A 17,242-nucleotide genomic window follows, 5' to 3' on the forward strand; every position below is an offset into this window, starting at 1 on the left:
CGCGGGCTGCAATGCCCACCGTAGGTTGGTGCTGAGCAACGCGAAGCCCAACATCGCCACCGTTGGGCTTCACTGCGTTCAGCACCAACCTACGCGGGTTCTGGCCCAGCCACGTAGTTACGCAGGCGTAGGGTGGACAACGCGAAGCTTGTCCACCGCCCCGGCCCCACGACAAGGTGGAAATGCTTCGCGATTTCCACCCTACGCTCTTGCCATACCTGTAGTAGGGCCACGCCCGCGAAAAAACACGAGATTACCAGCCCGGCACGAAAGGATCAGGCCGGCTTGAAGCAGTACGCAGCGATCTTGTTGCCGTCCAGGTCGCGGAAGTAGGCCGCGTAGGCATTCTCCTTCCAACTGCGCGGGCCGGGTGCGCCTTCATCCTTGCCGCCGCGGGCCAGGGCGGCGCTGTGGGCGGCGTCGATGGACGGCCGGTCCGGTGCCTCGAAGCTGACGGTAACGCCGTTGCCGACGGTGGCCGGCTGGCCGTTGGCGGGTTTCAGCACGAAGAACGAGGGCGCGTCGATGCCCCAGATGGAGCCGTTCTCGCCGAGGTCGGCGAGGCGCTTCAGGCCCAGCTTGCCGAGGACGTCGTCATAGAACTCGCGGGCTTTGGGCAAGTCGTTGGTGCCGACCGTGACATGTGTGTAGACAGCCATTTTCGTCTCCTATCATCACTGCGCAGGGTGGATGGCGCTGCGGGTGCAACGGCCCGCATGCATCGATTCGGAGGCCGCTGACGCGGCCAGCTGAAATGCGCACTGGCGCTCCATACTCGGCTGCTCGACAGGCATCTCGGCCAGTGCATTCGAAAGGATAGTTCGCCGATCGATGCCCGGCTGGCTCGGCAGTGATAGCGGAGGGAGATGCGACGCGGGGAGGAAAGCGGAAGTCGGTCCTGGCGGCGGGATGGCGTCCCCAACTGGATTCGAACCAGTATCTAGCCCTTAGGAGGGGCTTATTCTATCCCTTGAACTATGGGGACGTTGCCGCCTGGCGGGTGCGCATGTTAACCAGCGCTGGTCGATTTGTCATGCCACTGCCACCTGCCGCCGGCATTATTTTCCGGCCACCCAGGAGCCATGCCATGAACCGGACAGCCCACTCCGCCTCTCTCCCCGATTCGCCGTTCGCCACCTTCGACGTGCGCACCGCCAGCCCGCGCGACGCGACCGCGCTTGCGCAGTTGCTGCAGCAATTGGGCGCGGACGATCCCGTGCCGGACCCGGGCGTCCTGAAACAGCGACTGCGCCTGCAGAACCCCATGCAGGTGACGCTGGTGGCCGAACGCGATGGCAGTCTGCTGGGCACCTGCACGCTGCACCTGATCGAGCACATCGCCCATAACTTCGCGCGCTCGGCGATTCTCGAGGATATGGTGGTGGATAGCCGCGCCCGCGGCCAGGGCATCGGCCAGGCGCTGATCGGCCATGCGGTGGAACAGGCTCGCCACTGGGGCTGCTACAAGCTGGCGCTGTCCAGCCATCAGGATCGCGAAACGGCGCAGCGCTTCTACGCCGCACTGGGCTTCGCGCCGCACGGCGTCAGTCTGTCGCTGAAGCTCGACTGAAGGTTCAGCCGGCGACGCAGGCATCCGTGTCGAGCAGGGTCAACAGGCGGCCGACGGTGCAATCCAGGCTGGCGGAGTTGTCCAGCATCACCACCGAGCCGTCCAGCCCGCGGGCGAACGCGGCATTGCGCGCCAGGCGCGCGTCGATCTCCGCCAGGCTCTCCCGGCCGCGCTGCAGCAAGCGCTGCCGCAGGATATCCGGCGACACCGTCAGCAGCAGCCCGAGCAACTCAGGATAGAGACGTCGCGCTTCGCGCAGATAGGCGCGCGAGCCGTTGACCAGCACGTCGTATCCCTCGGCCAGCCACTGGTCGATGATCCGCGGAATGCCATAGCTGAGGCCATGGGCGCGCCAGCTCATGGCAAAACCGTTCGCCTGCTCCAGTGCCGCGAATTCCGTTTCCGAAACCGCGTGCGCATCTTCGCCATCGGCTTTCTTCGAACGGGTAACCACGCGCCGGGCGATCCGGCAGCCGCGTGCGGCCAGTGCGTCGCGCGCCGCCAGCAGGAGGCTGTCCTTGCCGGAGCCCGAAGGGCCCATCAGATAAATCAGTCTGCCGCTCATCACATTCTCTTTCAGGTAGCACTACGTCGGTACGAGGTGGGGAGCGCGACGTCGGTCATCGGTGGAGTTTGCACGAAACAACCCGTCCAGGTATTGCGACCTGTCGGGAAGATAAAAGTTGAGGAAATCGGAAAATTCAAATGCAATCAATTCGCAACAGCGATTCTTTGACTACGCTTCGACAAATCGGCATTAAAAGACTGGAACCGCTGAAAAAAAGTTCTGTCGAGCCGATCCGGTTTCAGCAGGAGACTGCTGGCAATTAGCCTCCATCCAGCCGAGAATAGCGTCTAGGATGCGGGCAAGGTAAAGCCAGGAAAAACAAAAATCAGAATCCTGCGCTGAACATTCGATGGAAGTAGCTGTCAAAGCGCCAGACCCATCGATTCCCGGCATCGTTCTTTCCGACTGAAAGGTTTTAATGTATGCGCCCATTGAAACAGGCAACCCCCACCTACTCCAGCCGTACTGCCGACAAATTCGTCGTTCGCCTGCCCGAAGGCATGCGTGAACGTATCGCCGATGTCGCCCGCAGCCATCACCGCAGCATGAACTCTGAAATCATCGCCCGTCTGGAGCAAAGCCTGCTCCGCGAAGGAGCCTTCCAGGACAGCATCGGCCTGCGCCTGGACAGCGCAGACCTGAGCCCGCACGAACATGAACTGGTACAACGCTTCCGCCAGCTGACCCACCGCCAGCAGAATGCGCTGATCGCCCTCATCGCCCACGATGCGGAACTGGCGCAGAACGACGCCTGAGTTCCGACGGACCTTGAAAGCCGGCATCTCGCCGGCTTTTTCGTTTCTCTCTCCAGAAAACAGAAAACCGCCCGCAGGCGGTTTTTCTTTCGACGCGGCGCGGATGCCTACATCAGGAACAAGGTCGCCAGACCGAGGAAGATGAAGAAGCCGCCGCTGTCCGTCATCGCCGTGATCATCACGCTGGAGCCCATCGCCGGATCGCGCCCGAGGCGCTGCAGGGTCATCGGGATGAGCACGCCCATCAGCGCCGCCAGCAGCAGGTTCAGCGTCATCGCCGCGGTCATCACCGCGCCCAGCTCCCAGTTGCCGTACAGGTAGTAGGCGACCACACCGATCACCCCGCCCCAGACGATGCCGTTCACCAGCGCCACTCCGAGCTCCTTGCGCAGCAGACGGCCGCCGCTGCTGAGCTGCACCTGGTCCAGCGCCATGCCGCGGACGATCATGGTGATGGTCTGGTTGCCCGAGTTGCCGCCGATGCCCGCCACGATCGGCATCAGCGCCGCCAGCGCTACCAGCTTCTCGATGGAGCCTTCGAACAGGCCGATGACCCGCGAGGCGACGAAGGCAGTGACCAGGTTGGTGGCCAGCCAGGCCCAGCGGTTGCCCACGGATTTCCACACCGAGGCGAAGATGTCTTCCTCCTCGCGCAGACCGGCCATGCTCAGCACTTCCGCCTCGCTCTCCTCACGGATGAGGTCGACCATCTCGTCGATGGTCAGACGGCCGATCAGCTTGCCGTTCTTGTCCACCACCGGCGCGGAAATCAGGTCGTAGCGCTCGAACGCCTGGGCGGCGTCGTTACCGTCCTCGTCGGGGTCGAAGGTCACCGGGTCGGTAGCCATCACTTCGGCCACCTGCTTGTCCGGGTCGTTGACCAGCAGGCGCTTGATCGGCAGCACGCCCTTGAGGATGCCGTCGTAGTCGACCACGAACAGCTTGTCGGTGTGGCCGGGCAGTTCCTTCAGCCGGCGCAGGTAGCGCAGCACCACTTCCAGGCTGACGTCGTCGCGGATGGTGACCATCTCGAAGTCCATCAGCGCGCCGACCTGATCCTCTTCGTAGGACAGCGCCGAACGCACGCGCTCGCGCTGTTGCGCATCGAGCGTTTCCATCAGTTCGTGGACGACGTCGCGCGGCAGTTCCGGAGCCAGGTCGGCGAGTTCGTCGGCGTCCATTTCCTTGGCCGCGGCGAGAATCTCGTGATCGTCCATGTCGGCGATCAGGGTCTCGCGCACCGCGTCGGATACTTCGAGGAGGATGTCGCCGTCGCGCTCGGCCTTGACCAGCTGCCAGACCGTCATGCGGTCGTCCAGCGGCAGGGACTCGAGGATGTGGGCGATGTCGGCGGGGTGCAGCTCGTCGAGCTTGCGCTGCAGTTCGGCGAGGTTCTGCCGGTGGACCAGGTTCTCTACCAGGTCGTGGTGCTGGCCTTCCTGACGGTGGGTCAGGTCTTCTACCAGCCGATGCTTCTGCAGCAGGTCGACCACCTGGCTGAGGCGGTCCTGCAGGCTTTCCTGCGGTTTTTTGGCTTCTACTTCGGTCATAGCACGCTCCACCCCCAGTGGCAGAGCGCGCCGCTGGGGATCAGTACATCAGGTCGTGTTTACGCAATCGAGGTTCTGAGTAACTACTGGGTATGTCCATGGTTGTGTCCCATGCGCCCAAGCGGGGCTGATCTCGCAAATGATAACACTCCGGGGCGCCGTGCGCGTTACAAAATCAGGATAGAACAACCGCTTGCATTGCAAAGTTCACAGTCAGTCCATTCTGCGGAACATTCCCGCAGAACATCCGGAGCCGGATCACGACGCCCACCTCTAGGCTGCGCCGAATCCCATACAGGAAAGGACTGCCCATGCGCTCGCCGGTTCCCTTCTCGATCCTCTTCGCCCTCCTCTACCTGCCACTGTGCGAAGCCACCACCGTGTTCCGCTGCGAAGCCGCCGGCGGACGCATCACCTACAGCCAGCATGGTTGCGCGACGGACCAGAGCCAGTCGCTGCAGGATGCCTACAACCCCACTCCCGGAAGCGACGATCCCGTACCGCTGGCCAATCCCGAAGCCCGGCACAGGGAGCGCAAACAGCACGGTGACTCGAACAGGGAAGCCGAATCGCTCACGGTGGTCGGTGAACGGCAGGATGGTTGCGGCAACCGCGTCACCGGCAGCGAACGCCGGAAAGCCATGATCGAAGGCCGGATCAAGACCGGCATGACCCGCGCCGATGTCGAGAGCACGCTGGGCAAGCCCGAGCGCATCAGCCAGCAGAACGGACAGGTGCGCTACCAGTACAAGGCCGACCACAACCACGGCGCACGCACCGTGAGCTTCGACGAGAACGGTTGTGTGCGAGGCAAGAAATAGGGTTCACGCCCGCGCAATCTGCGCGTAGGTTGGGCTGAGCCCGCGAAGCCCAACGTTTCATTCCCGCCAGATGTTGGGCTTCGCAAGCTCAGCACCAACCTACGTCGCTCCGTGAAATAAAAAAAAGCCCGGCGCGAAGGCCGGGCTCGTCCAAAACAGGGACAGCTCAGTGTGGTCATTTGCTCGCGAGCAGTTCCACCGCTTCGCGACTCAGGCGCTCGATGGCCGCCCAGTCGCCGGCGTCGATGAGCGCCTTGGGCAGCATCCAGCTGCCACCGACGCACATCACGTTCGGCAGCCGGTAGTAGTCATTCAGATTGTCCGGACCGACTCCGCCAGTCGGGCAGAAACGCACATCCGGGAAAGGACCGGCAAAAGCCTTCAAAGCCTCCGGACCACCACAGACCTTGGCCGGGAACAGCTTGAAGCGACGGTAGCGCAGTCGGTAGCCGAGCATGATCTCGGAAGCCGTCGCCACCCCGGGCAACAGCGGCACTTCGCTTTCCAGCGCGTACTTCAGCAATTCCTCGGTGCAGCCCGGCGTGACGACGAACTGCGCACCCGCCTCCTCCGCCTGCCGGAAGGTGTTCGGATCGACGACGGTTCCGGCGCCGACGATCAGTTGCGGGCGCTGTTCGGCCAGGATGCGGATCGCGGTCAGGCCGAGGCTGGTGCGCAGGGTGATTTCCAGCGTATCGAGGCCGCCTGCGGCCAGAGCATCGGCCATCGGCAGGATGTCCGCCTCGCGCTCGATGGTGATCACCGGAAGGATTCGCGCACGCCGGCAGATGTCGTCGATTCGCTGGGTCTTCTGTTCAAGGCTGATCATGTTTTGCGACTCAAGGGCACCAATGGATGGACAAGGGAGAACGAAGGAAGGCACGCACCGGCATCGACTGCTCCTGCTCCACGGCAAGCGCGGCCTTCAGGGTGGTCAGCTTGGCGTCGCCCTGGATGGCCAGCAATTGCACGCGGGCCGAAGCCAGCAGCGCACGGCTCAGGGTCAGCCGTTGACGCGGCACACCCGGCGCCCACATCGGCAGGCAGCGGCGCTCGCTGGCCGGATCGAGCGCTTCGCGCAGGCCGGGGCTGTCCGGGAACAGCGAGGCGGTATGACCGTCGTCGCCCATACCGAGCACCAGCACATCGATCGGCAGCGGCAGTTCGTGCAGGTAGCGGTCGGCCGCCTCGGCTGCTTCGTCGAGGCTTGCCGCCGGCTGGTACAGGCCGATGAAGCGCGCGCCGGATGCCGTACCGCGCAGCAGATGACGACGCACCAGCCCGGCGTTGCTGTCCGGATGCGACTCCGGCACCCAGCGCTCGTCGGCCAGGCTGACGCACACCCGCGACCAGTCCAGTTCCTCGACGCTCAGCGCTTCGAGGAATGCCACCGGACTGCGGCCACCGGACACCACCAGCAGCGCCGTGCCCCGCTCGGCCAGCGCCGTGCGCAGATGCCCGGCGACGACGCCGGCCAGGCCGCTCGCCTGGGCGGCGGCGTTTTCCCATTCGTTCCAGCCGACACCGGCCGGAAGTTGCAGATCAGTGATCGCCATACCAGTCCCTCCCATCACGCGCGATCAGCGCCACGGCCGCCTGCGGCCCCCAGCTGCCCGCCGGATACGGCTTGGGCGAGTCGCCAAGACGCTGCCAGCCGGCGATCAGGTGATCGCACCACTTCCAGGCGAACTCCACCTCGTCCTTGCGCACGAACAGGTACTGGTTGCCCTGCATCACTTCCAGCAGCAGACGCTCGTAAGCGTCCGGCACCCGTGCGGTCTGGAAGGTCTCGGAGAAATTCAGCTGCAACGGACCGGTGCGCAGCTGCATGCCCTTGCCGAGCCCCTGGTCCTTGGTCATCACCTGCAGGGAGATGCCCTCGTCCGGCTGCAGGCGGATGATCAGGCGGTTGCTGATCAGCGCACGCTGCTCGGGGGCGAAGATGTAGTGCGGCGGTTCCTTGAAGTGGATGACGATCTGCGACAGCTTCTGCGGCATGCGCTTGCCGGTACGCAGGTAGAACGGCACGCCGGACCAGCGCCAGTTGCGGATGTCCACGCGCAGGGCGACGAAGGTCTCCGCGTCGCTGTCGCGATTGGCGTGCTCTTCCTCCAGGTAGCCCGGCACCGGCTTGCCTTTGCTGAAACCGGCGGTGTACTGACCGCGCACCACGCGCGTCGCCAGTTGCTCCGGCGGAATCGGTTCGAGCGCACGCAACACCTTCACCTTCTCGTCGCGGATGCTGTCCGCGGAGAGGTCGCTCGGCGGGTCCATGGCGATCAGGCAGAGCAGTTGCAGCAGGTGGTTCTGCACCATGTCGCGCAATTGGCCGGCCTGGTCGAAGTAGCCCCAGCGCCCTTCGATGCCGACCTTTTCCGCCACGGTGATCTCGACGTGGGAGATGTGGTTCTGGTTCCACTGCGTTTCGAACAGGCTGTTGGCGAAGCGCAGGGCGATCAGGTTCTGCACCGTCTCCTTGCCCAGGTAATGGTCGATCCGATAGATGCGGTTTTCCGGGAAGACGCACGCCACCGCCTCGTTCACCGCGCGGGACGACTCCAGATCGTGACCGATGGGCTTCTCCAGCACTACCCGGGTGCGCTCGGCCAGCCCGACGGCGGCGAGGTTTTCGCAGATCCCGCCGAACACCGAGGCCGGCGTGGCGAAATAGGCCACCAGCGGCAAGTCGCCCGTGACCGCATCGCGCAGATCCGCATAGGAACGCGCATCGAGGAAATCCATGGCGATGAAGCCGAGCCGTGCGTGGAAGCGGTTCCACACCGCATCGTTCCACTCGTTCGCCGGCACCGCGTGGCGCAGGCGCTTTTCGATCACCGCCAGCGGATCGCCCTCGCCATCGCTGTGGCGGGCCAGGGCGAGAATGCGGGTGTCGGGATGCAGCAGGCCTTCACGATCGAGCTGGTACAGCGCCGGAACCAGCTTGCGCAGGGCGAGATCGCCCAGGGCGCCGAACAGGGCAAGGATGCAAGGCAGGACTCGGACATCAGGCATTTGTTGTTACCAACCAAATATTGAGAGATATTAGGCCATCAACAGCGCAATTAAGACAAATATGTAGTAATAAAACAACATATTTTTCCGCAAAACGCTGCGCAGTTGGTCGCCTGCCGTCCTGAAGTTAGGATAGCGCCGCTGGCCGAGCCCAATGGCCAAGCCGATCGAATGCTTAGGAGCCCGGATGAAGAACCTGCTGGAGCAGTTGCAGTCCCGCCTGGACGAGCTGAACAAGGCCGAACGCAAGGTCGCCGAAGTGATACTGCAGAACCCGCAGCAGGCCACGCGCTTCAGCATCGCCGCGCTGGCCCAGGCGTCTGCCGTCAGCGAGCCGACGGTGAACCGCTTCTGCCGCTCGTTCGGCATGAGCGGCTATCCGGAACTGAAGATCCAACTGGCGCAGAGCCTGGCCAGCGGTGCCGCCTTCGTCGCCCAGGCAGTAGCCGAGGACGACGGCCCCGAAGCCTACTCGCGGAAGATCTTCAGCAGCACCATCGCCTCGCTGGACAGCGCCCACAAGCTGCTCGACCCGCGCGCCATCGACCGCGCCGTGGACCTGCTGATCCAGGCCCGGCAGATCCACTTCTTCGGTCTCGGCGCATCCAGCTCGGTGGCGCTGGACGCGCAGCACAAGTTCTTCCGCTTCAACCTGGCGGTCTCGGCGCACAGCGACGTACTGATGCAGCGGATGATCGCCTCGGTGGCGCACACCGGCGATCTCTTCGTGGTGATTTCCTACACCGGCCGCACCCGCGAACTGGTGGACGTGGCGCACCTGGCGCGGGAAAACGGCGCCTCGGTGCTCGGCCTGACCGCCGCCGGCTCACCGCTGGCCAAGGCCTGCACGCTGACGCTGGATATCCCGCTGCCGGAAGACACCGACATCTACATGCCGATGACCTCGCGGATCATCCAGCTGACGGTGCTCGACGTGCTGGCGACCGGCGTCACCCTGCGCCGCGGCGTGGACTTCCAGCCGCATCTGCGCAGGATCAAGGAGAGCCTGGTGCCGACGCGCTACCAGCTCGACGAGGAAGGTTGAAACGCAGGGGCACGCCATGCGTGCGATTCGCGGGCATGGCCCTACGGGCTGCAAAACCCACCGTAGGTTGGCGCTGAGCAACGCGAAGCCCAACACCGCCATCGTTGGGCTTCACTGCGTTCAGCACCAACCTACGCGAGTTCTGGCCCAGCCACGTAGTTATGTAGGATGCAAGACAGTTACGGCTTGGTATGCACCTGTAGGAGCGAGCTCTGCTCGCGAAGCTTTTGTGTTGCCGGTGTTCGCGAGCAGAGCTCGCTCCTACAGCCGCGCCAAGAGCCTTGATAGTCGGCAGGTGTTACACAAGCCCCGCGCGCAGGCTCAGGCGCATGCGCTCTCCCGGAGCGAGGATCAGCCCGCCCGGGCGGTAGCCGGCGGCGCCGATGCAGAGGAAGCGCTCCGCCTCTCCCGGCTCAATCTGGGTCACCGAGCGGCTGCCGGGATGCCAGATGACGCTGCCGGCGCTGGCGTTCTTGTCGATACGCAGGCGCCGCTGCCAGCCGGCGTCCTCCAGCACCAGCGAGCCCGGGTGGTAAAGCACCTGCTTGATCGCCCCGCTCGGCTTCCAGGTGCCGGGAATCCGCGAAGCACCCGGCTGGCTACGGGCGCCTTCCAGTTCCATACCGTGCACCACTACCCGGCGCAACGCCCCAACCCGCCAGTACGGCTGCAGGGCGAAGCTGAACAGGCAGTCGCCGTCATCCTCGTGGTAGCTGCACAACTCCATTTCCAGGGTCTGGCCAAGGCGCGCATCCAGGCGGATGTGCCAGTCCTCGATATCCAGCTGCCAGCTTACCGTCACCCGGCTTTCATCGGCGTACGCCTCCACCAGGCGCCATTCGCGCTCGCGCGCCCAGCCGTGCTGCGGCCAGCCGCTTTCGGTGGGATGGCTGCCGAACCACGGCCAGCAGACCGGAATCCCGCCACGGATCGGCGCCGTGCTCAGGCTCGGCCAGTCGGCCGCGCACCACAGCAGCGGGCGTTCGCCCTGGGGTTGGAAATGCAGGAGCTGTGCGCCGCGACGGCAGAACACCGCCTGGCACATCGGGTGATCGATGAGCAGCAGGTCGCGACGCTGGAAACGTACCCAGTCGAATGGCCGCTTGGCCCGCATGGAATGAAAGAAACGCAGAAGCGGATGCGAAAGCATGTCCGAATGTCCTGAATCCAATCCCTTCCCGGACATTCCGGGGCATGACATCGTGTAGTTTTACTACATCCGATGGAAAAGGCCCATATTCTATCCTGAAATGCCTGAAACACTGGCACTTTCGCCATTCACTCCGTGGATTCCGGGCTTTCCGCACCGCCGCGCGGGACCAATAAAAAGGTTCTTGGAGTTCCCATTCCGTAGGGCGGGTGCAACCCGCCATGGCACATCGGGATTGGCGGGTTGCACCCGCCCTACCGGACTCGCATGCATCGGGAGTGTATGTAGGAGCGCCCCATGGGCGCGAATCGCGGGCATGGCCCCCTGCGGGCTGCAATGCCTACCGTAGGTTGGCGCTGAGCAACGCGAAGCCCAACATCGCCATCGTTGGGCTTCACTACGTTCAGCACCAACCTACGCGAATTCCGGCCCAGCCACGTAGTTACGAATGAATCATAAAAAAACGGCCCGCCCCGGAGAGACGGGCGGGCCGCAAGCAAATTACAGGCGCCTCAAAGCTCGACGGGCACTACCAGGATTCCGGCGCGCAGGCCGTTCTTCACCCGCGGATTAGGGAAGATGATCCGCGCGCCCAGCTCTTCCACCACCCAGCGCGTGCCGCCGATGTCCTCGGCGAGCAGATAGCCCTGCGCCAGTTCGGTGAAGTTGTCGACGGCGTCGTCGAGATGCAGGCGGAAGTGGTCGCTGTGCTTGATCACCTCCCGCGAGACGGCGAAAAGCTGCAGGCCGTCGAGCTGCGAGCCATCCACTTCGGCCTCTTCGCCGGCGATCAGGGTGCGCAGGCACTCTTCCAGGCGATCGAGATTGACCACCTGGTTCTGCCCGAACGGCCGGGCCTTGCCCAGCTCCAGGGTGAAGGCCTCGGCGTCGAGCTGGCTGTAGGTATAGGAACTGAAGGTGATGCCCGGCTTGCTTTGCAGCAGCACCGCATCGATCCCGGCGCCGCGCAGTCGCTCCAACTCGGCGCGGGAGTGCTGGCGGCCTTCGCTCCAGGGATAGAGAGCGAACTGCTCGATCTTCGAACCACGAATCGCCGTGTGCAGGTCGTAGTGCAGACGACTGCGTCCGGCACGGGAGAAGAACGACGCGGCCAGGCGCTCCAGTTCGGAGGCACGCAGGGCCTCGTTGCCGCTGCCGTCCTGGTGGCGGCCGCAGAACAGGCGGTTGATGTCCTGCTCCAGATAACGCTCGCCGCGGCGCATGGCCTCCGGGTTGCCGAGGAGGAACAGCAGGCGCGCCGCCGGCTTCAGCTCGCCACGGGCGATGCGCTGCAGCAGGCGGTCGAGCAGTTCGATGGGGGCGGTTTCGTTGCCATGAATGCCCGCCGACAGCAGCAGGTCGCGACCGTTGTCGCGGGCGCCGATCGGCGTCACTTCCAGCACACCCTCGGCCAGCCAGTGCAGGCGCGTGCCGTCGGCGGTGAGCTGGATTTTCTCGGTCGGCTCGCGACCGGCAAGAGTCAGTTCAAGCAGTTTGCCGAGGGCTAGCATGCGGACGCCTCCATCGAGCCAAGCGGCCGCGTGCGACCGTGGTTCCCGCGTTCAATGATTATGGTCACAACCACAGTCTGGACCATGTTCGTGCACTTCGGCGGGTTCCAGTTCCAGGCTCAGCAGGAGCTGGTTGACCGCCTGCGGGCGCACCACCAGAACCGGGATTTCGGTGTCCTCTTCGAAGGACTCGGCGTACATCAGCAGGTTGCCCTTGCCATCGGCCTCCAGCCACAGCTCGCGACCTTCGAGACGGATGGCGATACGGGCGCTATGGGTTTCACGGCGTTCACCGTGGGCGTCTTCGAGGATCAGCGGGAGACTTTCGGACATGGCAGTTCTCAACTCCGTTGGAAGGGATAAACCGAGCCCAGTTTAAGGATCTGGCTCAATTCATCCAGCGCCGTGCGGCACTCGACCAGCAGCTGCGGGTCGGCCAGGTCGGCTTCGGACAGGCGGTCGCGGTAATGCTTGTCGACCCAGGCGACCAGCGTGTCGTACAGCGACGGGGTCATGATCACGCCCGGGTTAACCGCGGCCAGTTCGTCGTCCTTCAGCGCCACGCGCAGGCGCAGGCAGGCCGGACCGCCGCCGTTCTGCATGCTCTGCTTGAGGTCGAACACCTTCACCTCGCGGATCGGGCCGTCCTCGGCGGTCAGGCGCGACAGGTAGTTCCACACGCGCTCGTTCTGCCGGCACTCTTCCGGGACGATCAGCAGCATCGAGCCATCGGCGCGGCTGAGCAGCTGGCTGTTGAACAGGTAGGACTTCACCGCATCTTCCACGGCGACCTGGTCGCGCGGCACGCATACCGCACGGAAGCGGCCGTTGCGGCGGCTCAGCTTGTCATGCAGCTCGGCGAGCACGTGGTCGGTGTCGAGGAAGGCGTCCTCGTGGTGGAACAGCACCTCGCCGTTGCCCACGGAAATCACGTCGTTGTGGAACACGCCCTGGTCGATCACCGCCGGGTTCTGCTGGGCGTAGACCACGCCCTCCTCGCCCAGTCCATGCAGGCGGGCCACGGCCTGGCAGGCTTCCAGGGTCTGCCGCGCCGGGTAGCGCTGGGGCGCCGGGAAGCGGCTGTCGAAGGCGCTACGGCCGAACACGAAGAACTCCACGCCGGCCTCGCCGTAGCTCTTGCAGAAGCGTGTATGGTTGGCCGCGCCTTCGTCACCGAACTGCGCCACCGCCGGCAGCGCGGCGTGGTGGGCGAAATGTTTCTCGTCCTTGAACATCGCGCGGAGGATGCGACTGGTGACCGGATGCTCGATGGAGCGGTGGAACTTGCAGTTCAGGTTGGCCGCGGTGAAGTGCACGCGACCGTCGGCGGTATCCGCGCTGGGGCTGACGGTGGCGGCGTTGGCTGTCCACATGCAGGAAGCGGAGCTGACCGCGGCGAGCAGCGGCATGGCTTCCTTCGCCGCCCTGGCGATCACCTCGGAATCCGTACCGGAGAAGCCCAGTGCGCGCAGCGAGGCGACATCCGGACGCTCCTGCGGGGCCAGCACGCCCTGCTTGAAGCCCATCTCCATCAGCGCCTTCATCTTCGCCAGGCCCTGCTTGGCGGCCTCCCGAGGATTGGAAGCCGCCTGGCTGTTGCTCTGCGAGGCGACGTTGCCGTAGGACAGACCGCCGTAGTTGTGGGTCGGTCCGACCAGACCGTCGAAATTCACTTCATAGGCGTTCATAGGCTGATACCGGGACTGAGAGTGGCAGGCAGGCTGAGGGTTTCGCTTTCCAGCGAGGCGACCGGATAGGCGCAATAGTCGGCGGCGTAGTAGGCGCTCGGGCGATGGTTGCCGGAGGCGCCGATGCCGCCGAACGGCGCGCTGCTGGCAGCACCGGTCAGTTGTTTGTTCCAGTTGACGATGCCGGCGCGGCTTTCGATCAGGAAGTCGTCGAAACGCTCACGCGAATCCGACAGCAGGCCGGCGGCCAGACCGTACTGGGTCGCGTTGGCCTCGCGCACTGCGTCGTCGAAGCTGGCGTAGCGGATCACCTGCAGCAGCGGGCCGAAGAACTCTTCGTCCGGACGCCCGGCGACGGCCGTCACGTCGAGGATGCCCGGCGTCAGCAGTGCGGCGCCGGCCTGCGGCTGGGTCATCGCCAGCAAAGTCACGGCGCCCCCGGCCAGCAGGTTTTCCTGTGCCTTGAGCAGGTGTTCGGCGGCGGCGAGGGAAATCACCGAGCCCATGAACGGCGCCGGCTGCTCGTCGAAGCGGCCGACCTTGATGCCTGCGGCTACTGCCACGAGGCGCGCCAGCAGCGCATCGCCCCAGGCACCCGCGGGCACCAGCAGGCGGCGGGCACAGGTGCAGCGCTGGCCGGCGGAAATGAAGGCGGACTGGATGATGGTGTAGACGGCCGCGTCGACGTCCTGCACCTGATCGACGATCAGCGGGTTGTTGCCGCCCATCTCCAGCGCGAGGATCTTCTGCGGCTGGCCGCCGAACTGGCTGTGCAGCAGGTTGCCGGTGCGGCTGGAGCCGGTGAAGAACAGTCCGTCGATATCGGCATGACCGGCCAGGGCGACGCCGGTGTCGCGGGCGCCCTGGACCAGGTTGAGCACGCCCGCCGGCAGGCCGGCTTCGGCCCAGCACTGCACGGTCAGCTCGGCGACTTTCGGGGTCAGCTCGCTGGGCTTGAAGATCACCGCGTTGCCGGCCAGCAGCGCCGGGACGATATGCCCGTTGGGCAGGTGGCCGGGGAAGTTGTACGGGCCGAACACGGCGACCACACCATGCGGCTTGTGCCGCAACACGGCGGTGGCGTCGGCCAGCGGACCGCTCTTCTCGCCGGTGCGCTCGCGATGGGCCTGCACCGAGATGGCGACCTTGTTGACCATGCTGGTCACTTCGGTGGCGGCTTCCCACAGCGGCTTGCCGGTTTCCTCGCCGATGGCGCGGGCCAGGACGTCGGCCTTGGCTTTCAGGGCCGCGGCGAACAGCTCCAGGATAGCGATGCGCTCTTCCAGCGGGCGGCGCGCCCAGGCCGGGAACGCGGCACGAGCAGCGGCGACGGCACGCTCGACCTGCGCCGGCGAAGCCGCGCGGCCGGACCAGACGACAGCCTGGCTCACCGGGTCGAGCGACTCCAGCAGTTCACCTTCACCTGCCAGCCATTCACCGGCGATATACAAACTCGACATCATCAGGCTCCTCTGCTCCCTGACGGGATCAGCTGCGTTTTCCAGCGGACAGCGGCACCGCGCGCACCGAGGCGCCGGCAGCCAGGCGCAGACGCTTGGCGGTCTGCGGATCGACGACCAGAGAACCGGCGGCGACCCGCGCCGGCGCCGCGGTGATGCGGCAGTCCTCGCGCTTGCGGTTGTGGATCAGGTAGGGCTCGGCGTCGTCGCCCGGCGTGCCGATGGCCAGCACCAGGTTCTGGCTGTCGGCAATGGCGCGGATCTTGTCGGTCGGCGCCTCTATGGCCGGGCCGGCGTCGAAGATGTCGACGTAGCCCTGGTAGCTGAAGCCTTCGGCCTTGAGCATCGCCAGCGCCGGTTCGGTATTCGGATGCACCCGGCCGATCACCGCCCGCGCCTCTTCGGAAAGGAAGCAGGTGTACAGCGGGAACTTCGGCATCAGTTCGGCGATGAAGGCCTTGTTGCCGACGCCGGTCAGGTAGTCGGCCTGGCTGAATTCCATCTTGAAGAAGTGCCGGCCGAGGCTTTCCCAGAACGGCGAACGGCCCTCTTCATCGGACATGCCGCGCATCTCGGCGATCACCTTGTCGCCGAACAGCTCGCGGAACTCGGCGATGAACAGCATCCGCGCCTTCGACAGCAGGCGACCGTTGAGACCGCTGCGATGGTCGGCGTGGAGGAACAGCGAGCACAGCTCGGACTGCCCGGTGAGGTCGTTGGCGAGGAACAGCGTGGGAATCTCGCGGTGGATGCCGAGCTCCTGCGAGGCGCTGACGACCAGGCCGACGCGATAGTTGTACCAGGGCTCGCGCAGGCCGACGGCACCGGCGATGGCGGAAATCCCCACCACCTTGCCATCATCGTCTTCGAGCACGAACAGGTAGTCGGCGTCGGCGCGCTCGGCTTCGCCGCGGAAGGTCTTCTCCGCCCAGCCGACCCTGTGCGCCAGGCGCTTCTCGTTGGCAGGCAGGGTGGTCAGGCCGGTGCCGGTGCTCCGCGCCAGGTCGAGCAGGGCAGGCAGGTCGGCGCTGGTAACGGGACGAACGATCATGCTGGGCCCCCTCAGACCGCAATCAGGCGCACGCTGGCGCCCTCGCCGACGCCGAGGGCATCGGCGGCTTCAAGGCTAAGGGTCACCGGCTTGCCGGGTACCCAGTCGAGTTCTGCGACGATGGCGCGGAAGTCCTGCAACTGGCCGTTGGTGACCAGGTAGCTGCGGGTGCCCTTGGTCACCTCGCCGATGCGCACCGGCACCAGGCGGCTCTGGGCGATCGAACGGATGCCCGAGGAACGCGCGTGCAGGGTCGGGCCGCCATCGAAGATGTCGATGTAGTTGTCGGTCTCGAAGCCTTCGCGCATCAGGATGTCGAAGGTGATCTGCGCGCGCGGGTGGACCTGGCCCATGGCTTCCTGCGCCTCGTCCGGCAGCAGCGGCACGTAGATCGGGTAGTGCGGCATCAGCTCGGCGAGGAAGGTGCGGCTCTTCAGGCCGGAAAGCTTCTCCGCCTCGGTGTAGTTGAGGTCGAAGAAATTGCGGCCGACGGCATTCCAGAACGCCGATTCGCCGTGCTCGTCGCTGTAGCCGACGATCTCCACCACCACCGCGTCGGCGAAGCGCTCCGGATGGCTGGCCATGAACAGCAGGCGGCCGCGCGAGTTGAGCTCGGCGACCGGCGTGTTCACCAGGTCGCGCTCGACGTAGAAGCTGGTCAGCAAGCTGTTGCCGGTGAGGTCGTGGCACAGCGAGAGGACGTGGATCTTGTTGTGGATCTTCAGCTCGCGGGAGGCGTGCACGAAGGTCTCGTTGCGGAAGCTGTAGAACGGCTCGGAGAAACCGGCCGAGGCGACGATGGCCGAACAGCCGACCAGGCGGCCGGTGGCAGTGTCCTCGACGACGAAGAAGTAGCTTTCCTCGCCGTTGAAACTCACCTCGGCGGCGAACGAAGCCTCGGAGGCGAGAATCTTCTCCTTCAACACGGCCGCATCATCCGGCAGCGACGTGACGCCTACCGGGCTGTCCGCGGCGAGACGCTGCACTTCCTGCAGGTCGGCCGTTTGGGCGGGGCGCATCACCAGCATGGCGTCACTCCTCTAACCAGACAAATCATCGAA

17 protein-coding genes and 1 tRNA gene are annotated in these 17,242 nt (G+C 65.1%); 4 read left to right on the top strand and 14 right to left on the bottom strand.

Annotated features, from left to right (window positions below):
- Positions 1 to 275: 275 nt before the first annotated feature.
- Both JFY56_RS10670 and JFY56_RS10675 read right to left on the bottom strand, forming a co-directional pair.
- Entirely contained in the window at positions 276 to 659 is a 384-nt protein-coding gene (locus tag JFY56_RS10670) for a VOC family protein (protein ID WP_208313627.1), read from the bottom strand.
- Positions 660 to 910: 251 nt separating this feature from the next.
- A tRNA-Arg gene (locus JFY56_RS10675) sits at positions 911 to 985 on the bottom strand.
- 102 nt (positions 986 to 1,087) lie between these two features.
- Here JFY56_RS10675 and JFY56_RS10680 point away from each other — a divergent pair.
- On the top strand, positions 1,088 to 1,570 hold the full coding sequence (locus JFY56_RS10680) for a GNAT family N-acetyltransferase (protein WP_208313628.1): 483 nt from the start codon (positions 1,088 to 1,090) through the stop codon (positions 1,568 to 1,570).
- Between the two features lie 4 nt (positions 1,571 to 1,574).
- Here JFY56_RS10680 and phnN read toward each other — a convergent pair whose 3' ends face one another.
- Complete coding sequence (phnN, locus tag JFY56_RS10685) at positions 1,575 to 2,135, bottom strand: phosphonate metabolism protein/1,5-bisphosphokinase (PRPP-forming) PhnN (RefSeq protein ID WP_208313629.1); 561 nt, start codon at positions 2,133 to 2,135, stop codon at positions 1,575 to 1,577.
- A 425-nt stretch (positions 2,136 to 2,560) separates the two neighbouring features.
- Here phnN and JFY56_RS10690 point away from each other — a divergent pair, with 425 nt between their 5' ends.
- On the top strand, positions 2,561 to 2,893 hold the full coding sequence (locus tag JFY56_RS10690) for an Arc family DNA-binding protein (protein WP_208313630.1): 333 nt from the start codon (positions 2,561 to 2,563) through the stop codon (positions 2,891 to 2,893).
- Between the two features lie 107 nt (positions 2,894 to 3,000).
- Here JFY56_RS10690 and mgtE read toward each other — a convergent pair whose 3' ends face one another.
- Positions 3,001 to 4,443, bottom strand: coding sequence for a magnesium transporter (gene mgtE, locus JFY56_RS10695; protein WP_208313631.1), 1,443 nt, complete (start codon positions 4,441 to 4,443; stop codon positions 3,001 to 3,003).
- A 311-nt stretch (positions 4,444 to 4,754) separates the two neighbouring features.
- Here mgtE and bamE point away from each other — a divergent pair, with 311 nt between their 5' ends.
- On the top strand, positions 4,755 to 5,264 hold the full coding sequence (gene bamE, locus JFY56_RS10700; protein ID WP_208313632.1) for an outer membrane protein assembly factor BamE domain-containing protein: 510 nt from the start codon (positions 4,755 to 4,757) through the stop codon (positions 5,262 to 5,264).
- Between the two features lie 175 nt (positions 5,265 to 5,439).
- On the opposite strand, the gene JFY56_RS10705 is transcribed toward bamE, so the two are convergent.
- From JFY56_RS10705 to zwf, 3 genes are read right to left on the bottom strand one after another with little or no spacing between them, the layout of a single operon-like run.
- A complete protein-coding gene (locus JFY56_RS10705; protein ID WP_208313633.1) occupies positions 5,440 to 6,093 on the bottom strand; it encodes a bifunctional 4-hydroxy-2-oxoglutarate aldolase/2-dehydro-3-deoxy-phosphogluconate aldolase in 654 nt (217 codons plus the stop codon).
- Positions 6,094 to 6,103: 10 nt separating this feature from the next.
- A complete protein-coding gene (gene pgl / locus JFY56_RS10710; protein ID WP_208313634.1) occupies positions 6,104 to 6,820 on the bottom strand; it encodes a 6-phosphogluconolactonase in 717 nt (238 codons plus the stop codon).
- Entirely contained in the window at positions 6,807 to 8,276 is a 1,470-nt protein-coding gene (zwf, locus tag JFY56_RS10715) for a glucose-6-phosphate dehydrogenase (RefSeq protein WP_208313635.1), read from the bottom strand. Before zwf ends, pgl begins: the two co-directional genes overlap by 14 nt.
- 187 nt (positions 8,277 to 8,463) lie before the next feature.
- Between zwf and JFY56_RS10720 the strand changes: the two genes are divergently transcribed.
- Positions 8,464 to 9,321, top strand: a complete 858-nt coding sequence (locus tag JFY56_RS10720) for a MurR/RpiR family transcriptional regulator (protein ID WP_208313636.1) — start codon at positions 8,464 to 8,466, stop codon at positions 9,319 to 9,321.
- Between the two features lie 298 nt (positions 9,322 to 9,619).
- Here JFY56_RS10720 and JFY56_RS10725 read toward each other — a convergent pair whose 3' ends face one another.
- The 7 genes from JFY56_RS10725 to aruF form a co-directional block, all read right to left on the bottom strand.
- The gene (locus tag JFY56_RS10725) at positions 9,620 to 10,471 is read right to left on the bottom strand and encodes a D-hexose-6-phosphate mutarotase (protein WP_208313637.1); all 852 of its coding nucleotides are present in this window, start codon (positions 10,469 to 10,471) and stop codon (positions 9,620 to 9,622) included.
- 512 nt (positions 10,472 to 10,983) lie between these two features.
- Positions 10,984 to 11,982 carry a succinylglutamate desuccinylase gene (astE, locus tag JFY56_RS10730; RefSeq protein WP_208313638.1) on the bottom strand — a complete coding sequence of 333 codons (999 nt, stop codon included), beginning with the start codon at positions 11,980 to 11,982 and terminating at the stop codon, positions 10,984 to 10,986.
- A 51-nt stretch (positions 11,983 to 12,033) separates the two neighbouring features.
- Positions 12,034 to 12,315: a GTPase gene (locus JFY56_RS10735; RefSeq protein WP_208313639.1), complete on the bottom strand. Its 282-nt coding sequence runs from the start codon at positions 12,313 to 12,315 to the stop codon at positions 12,034 to 12,036.
- Positions 12,316 to 12,323: 8 nt separating this feature from the next.
- On the bottom strand, positions 12,324 to 13,670 hold the full coding sequence (gene astB / locus JFY56_RS10740) for an N-succinylarginine dihydrolase (protein ID WP_208313640.1): 1,347 nt from the start codon (positions 13,668 to 13,670) through the stop codon (positions 12,324 to 12,326).
- Entirely contained in the window at positions 13,667 to 15,133 is a 1,467-nt protein-coding gene (astD, locus tag JFY56_RS10745) for a succinylglutamate-semialdehyde dehydrogenase (RefSeq protein ID WP_208313641.1), read from the bottom strand. The genes astB and astD overlap by 4 nt, the downstream gene beginning before the upstream one ends.
- A 25-nt stretch (positions 15,134 to 15,158) precedes the next feature.
- Positions 15,159 to 16,181 carry an arginine N-succinyltransferase gene (gene astA, locus JFY56_RS10750; protein WP_208313642.1) on the bottom strand — a complete coding sequence of 341 codons (1,023 nt, stop codon included), beginning with the start codon at positions 16,179 to 16,181 and terminating at the stop codon, positions 15,159 to 15,161.
- 11 nt (positions 16,182 to 16,192) lie between these two features.
- Positions 16,193 to 17,209 (bottom strand): arginine/ornithine succinyltransferase subunit alpha, encoded by a 1,017-nt coding sequence (gene aruF / locus JFY56_RS10755; RefSeq protein WP_208313643.1) that lies wholly within the window; start codon positions 17,207 to 17,209, stop codon positions 16,193 to 16,195.
- Positions 17,210 to 17,242 lie beyond the last annotated feature (33 nt).

The sequence above is a fragment of the Pseudomonas schmalbachii genome (genome assembly GCF_017589465.1).
Lineage (GTDB): Bacteria > Pseudomonadota > Gammaproteobacteria > Pseudomonadales > Pseudomonadaceae > Pseudomonas > Pseudomonas schmalbachii.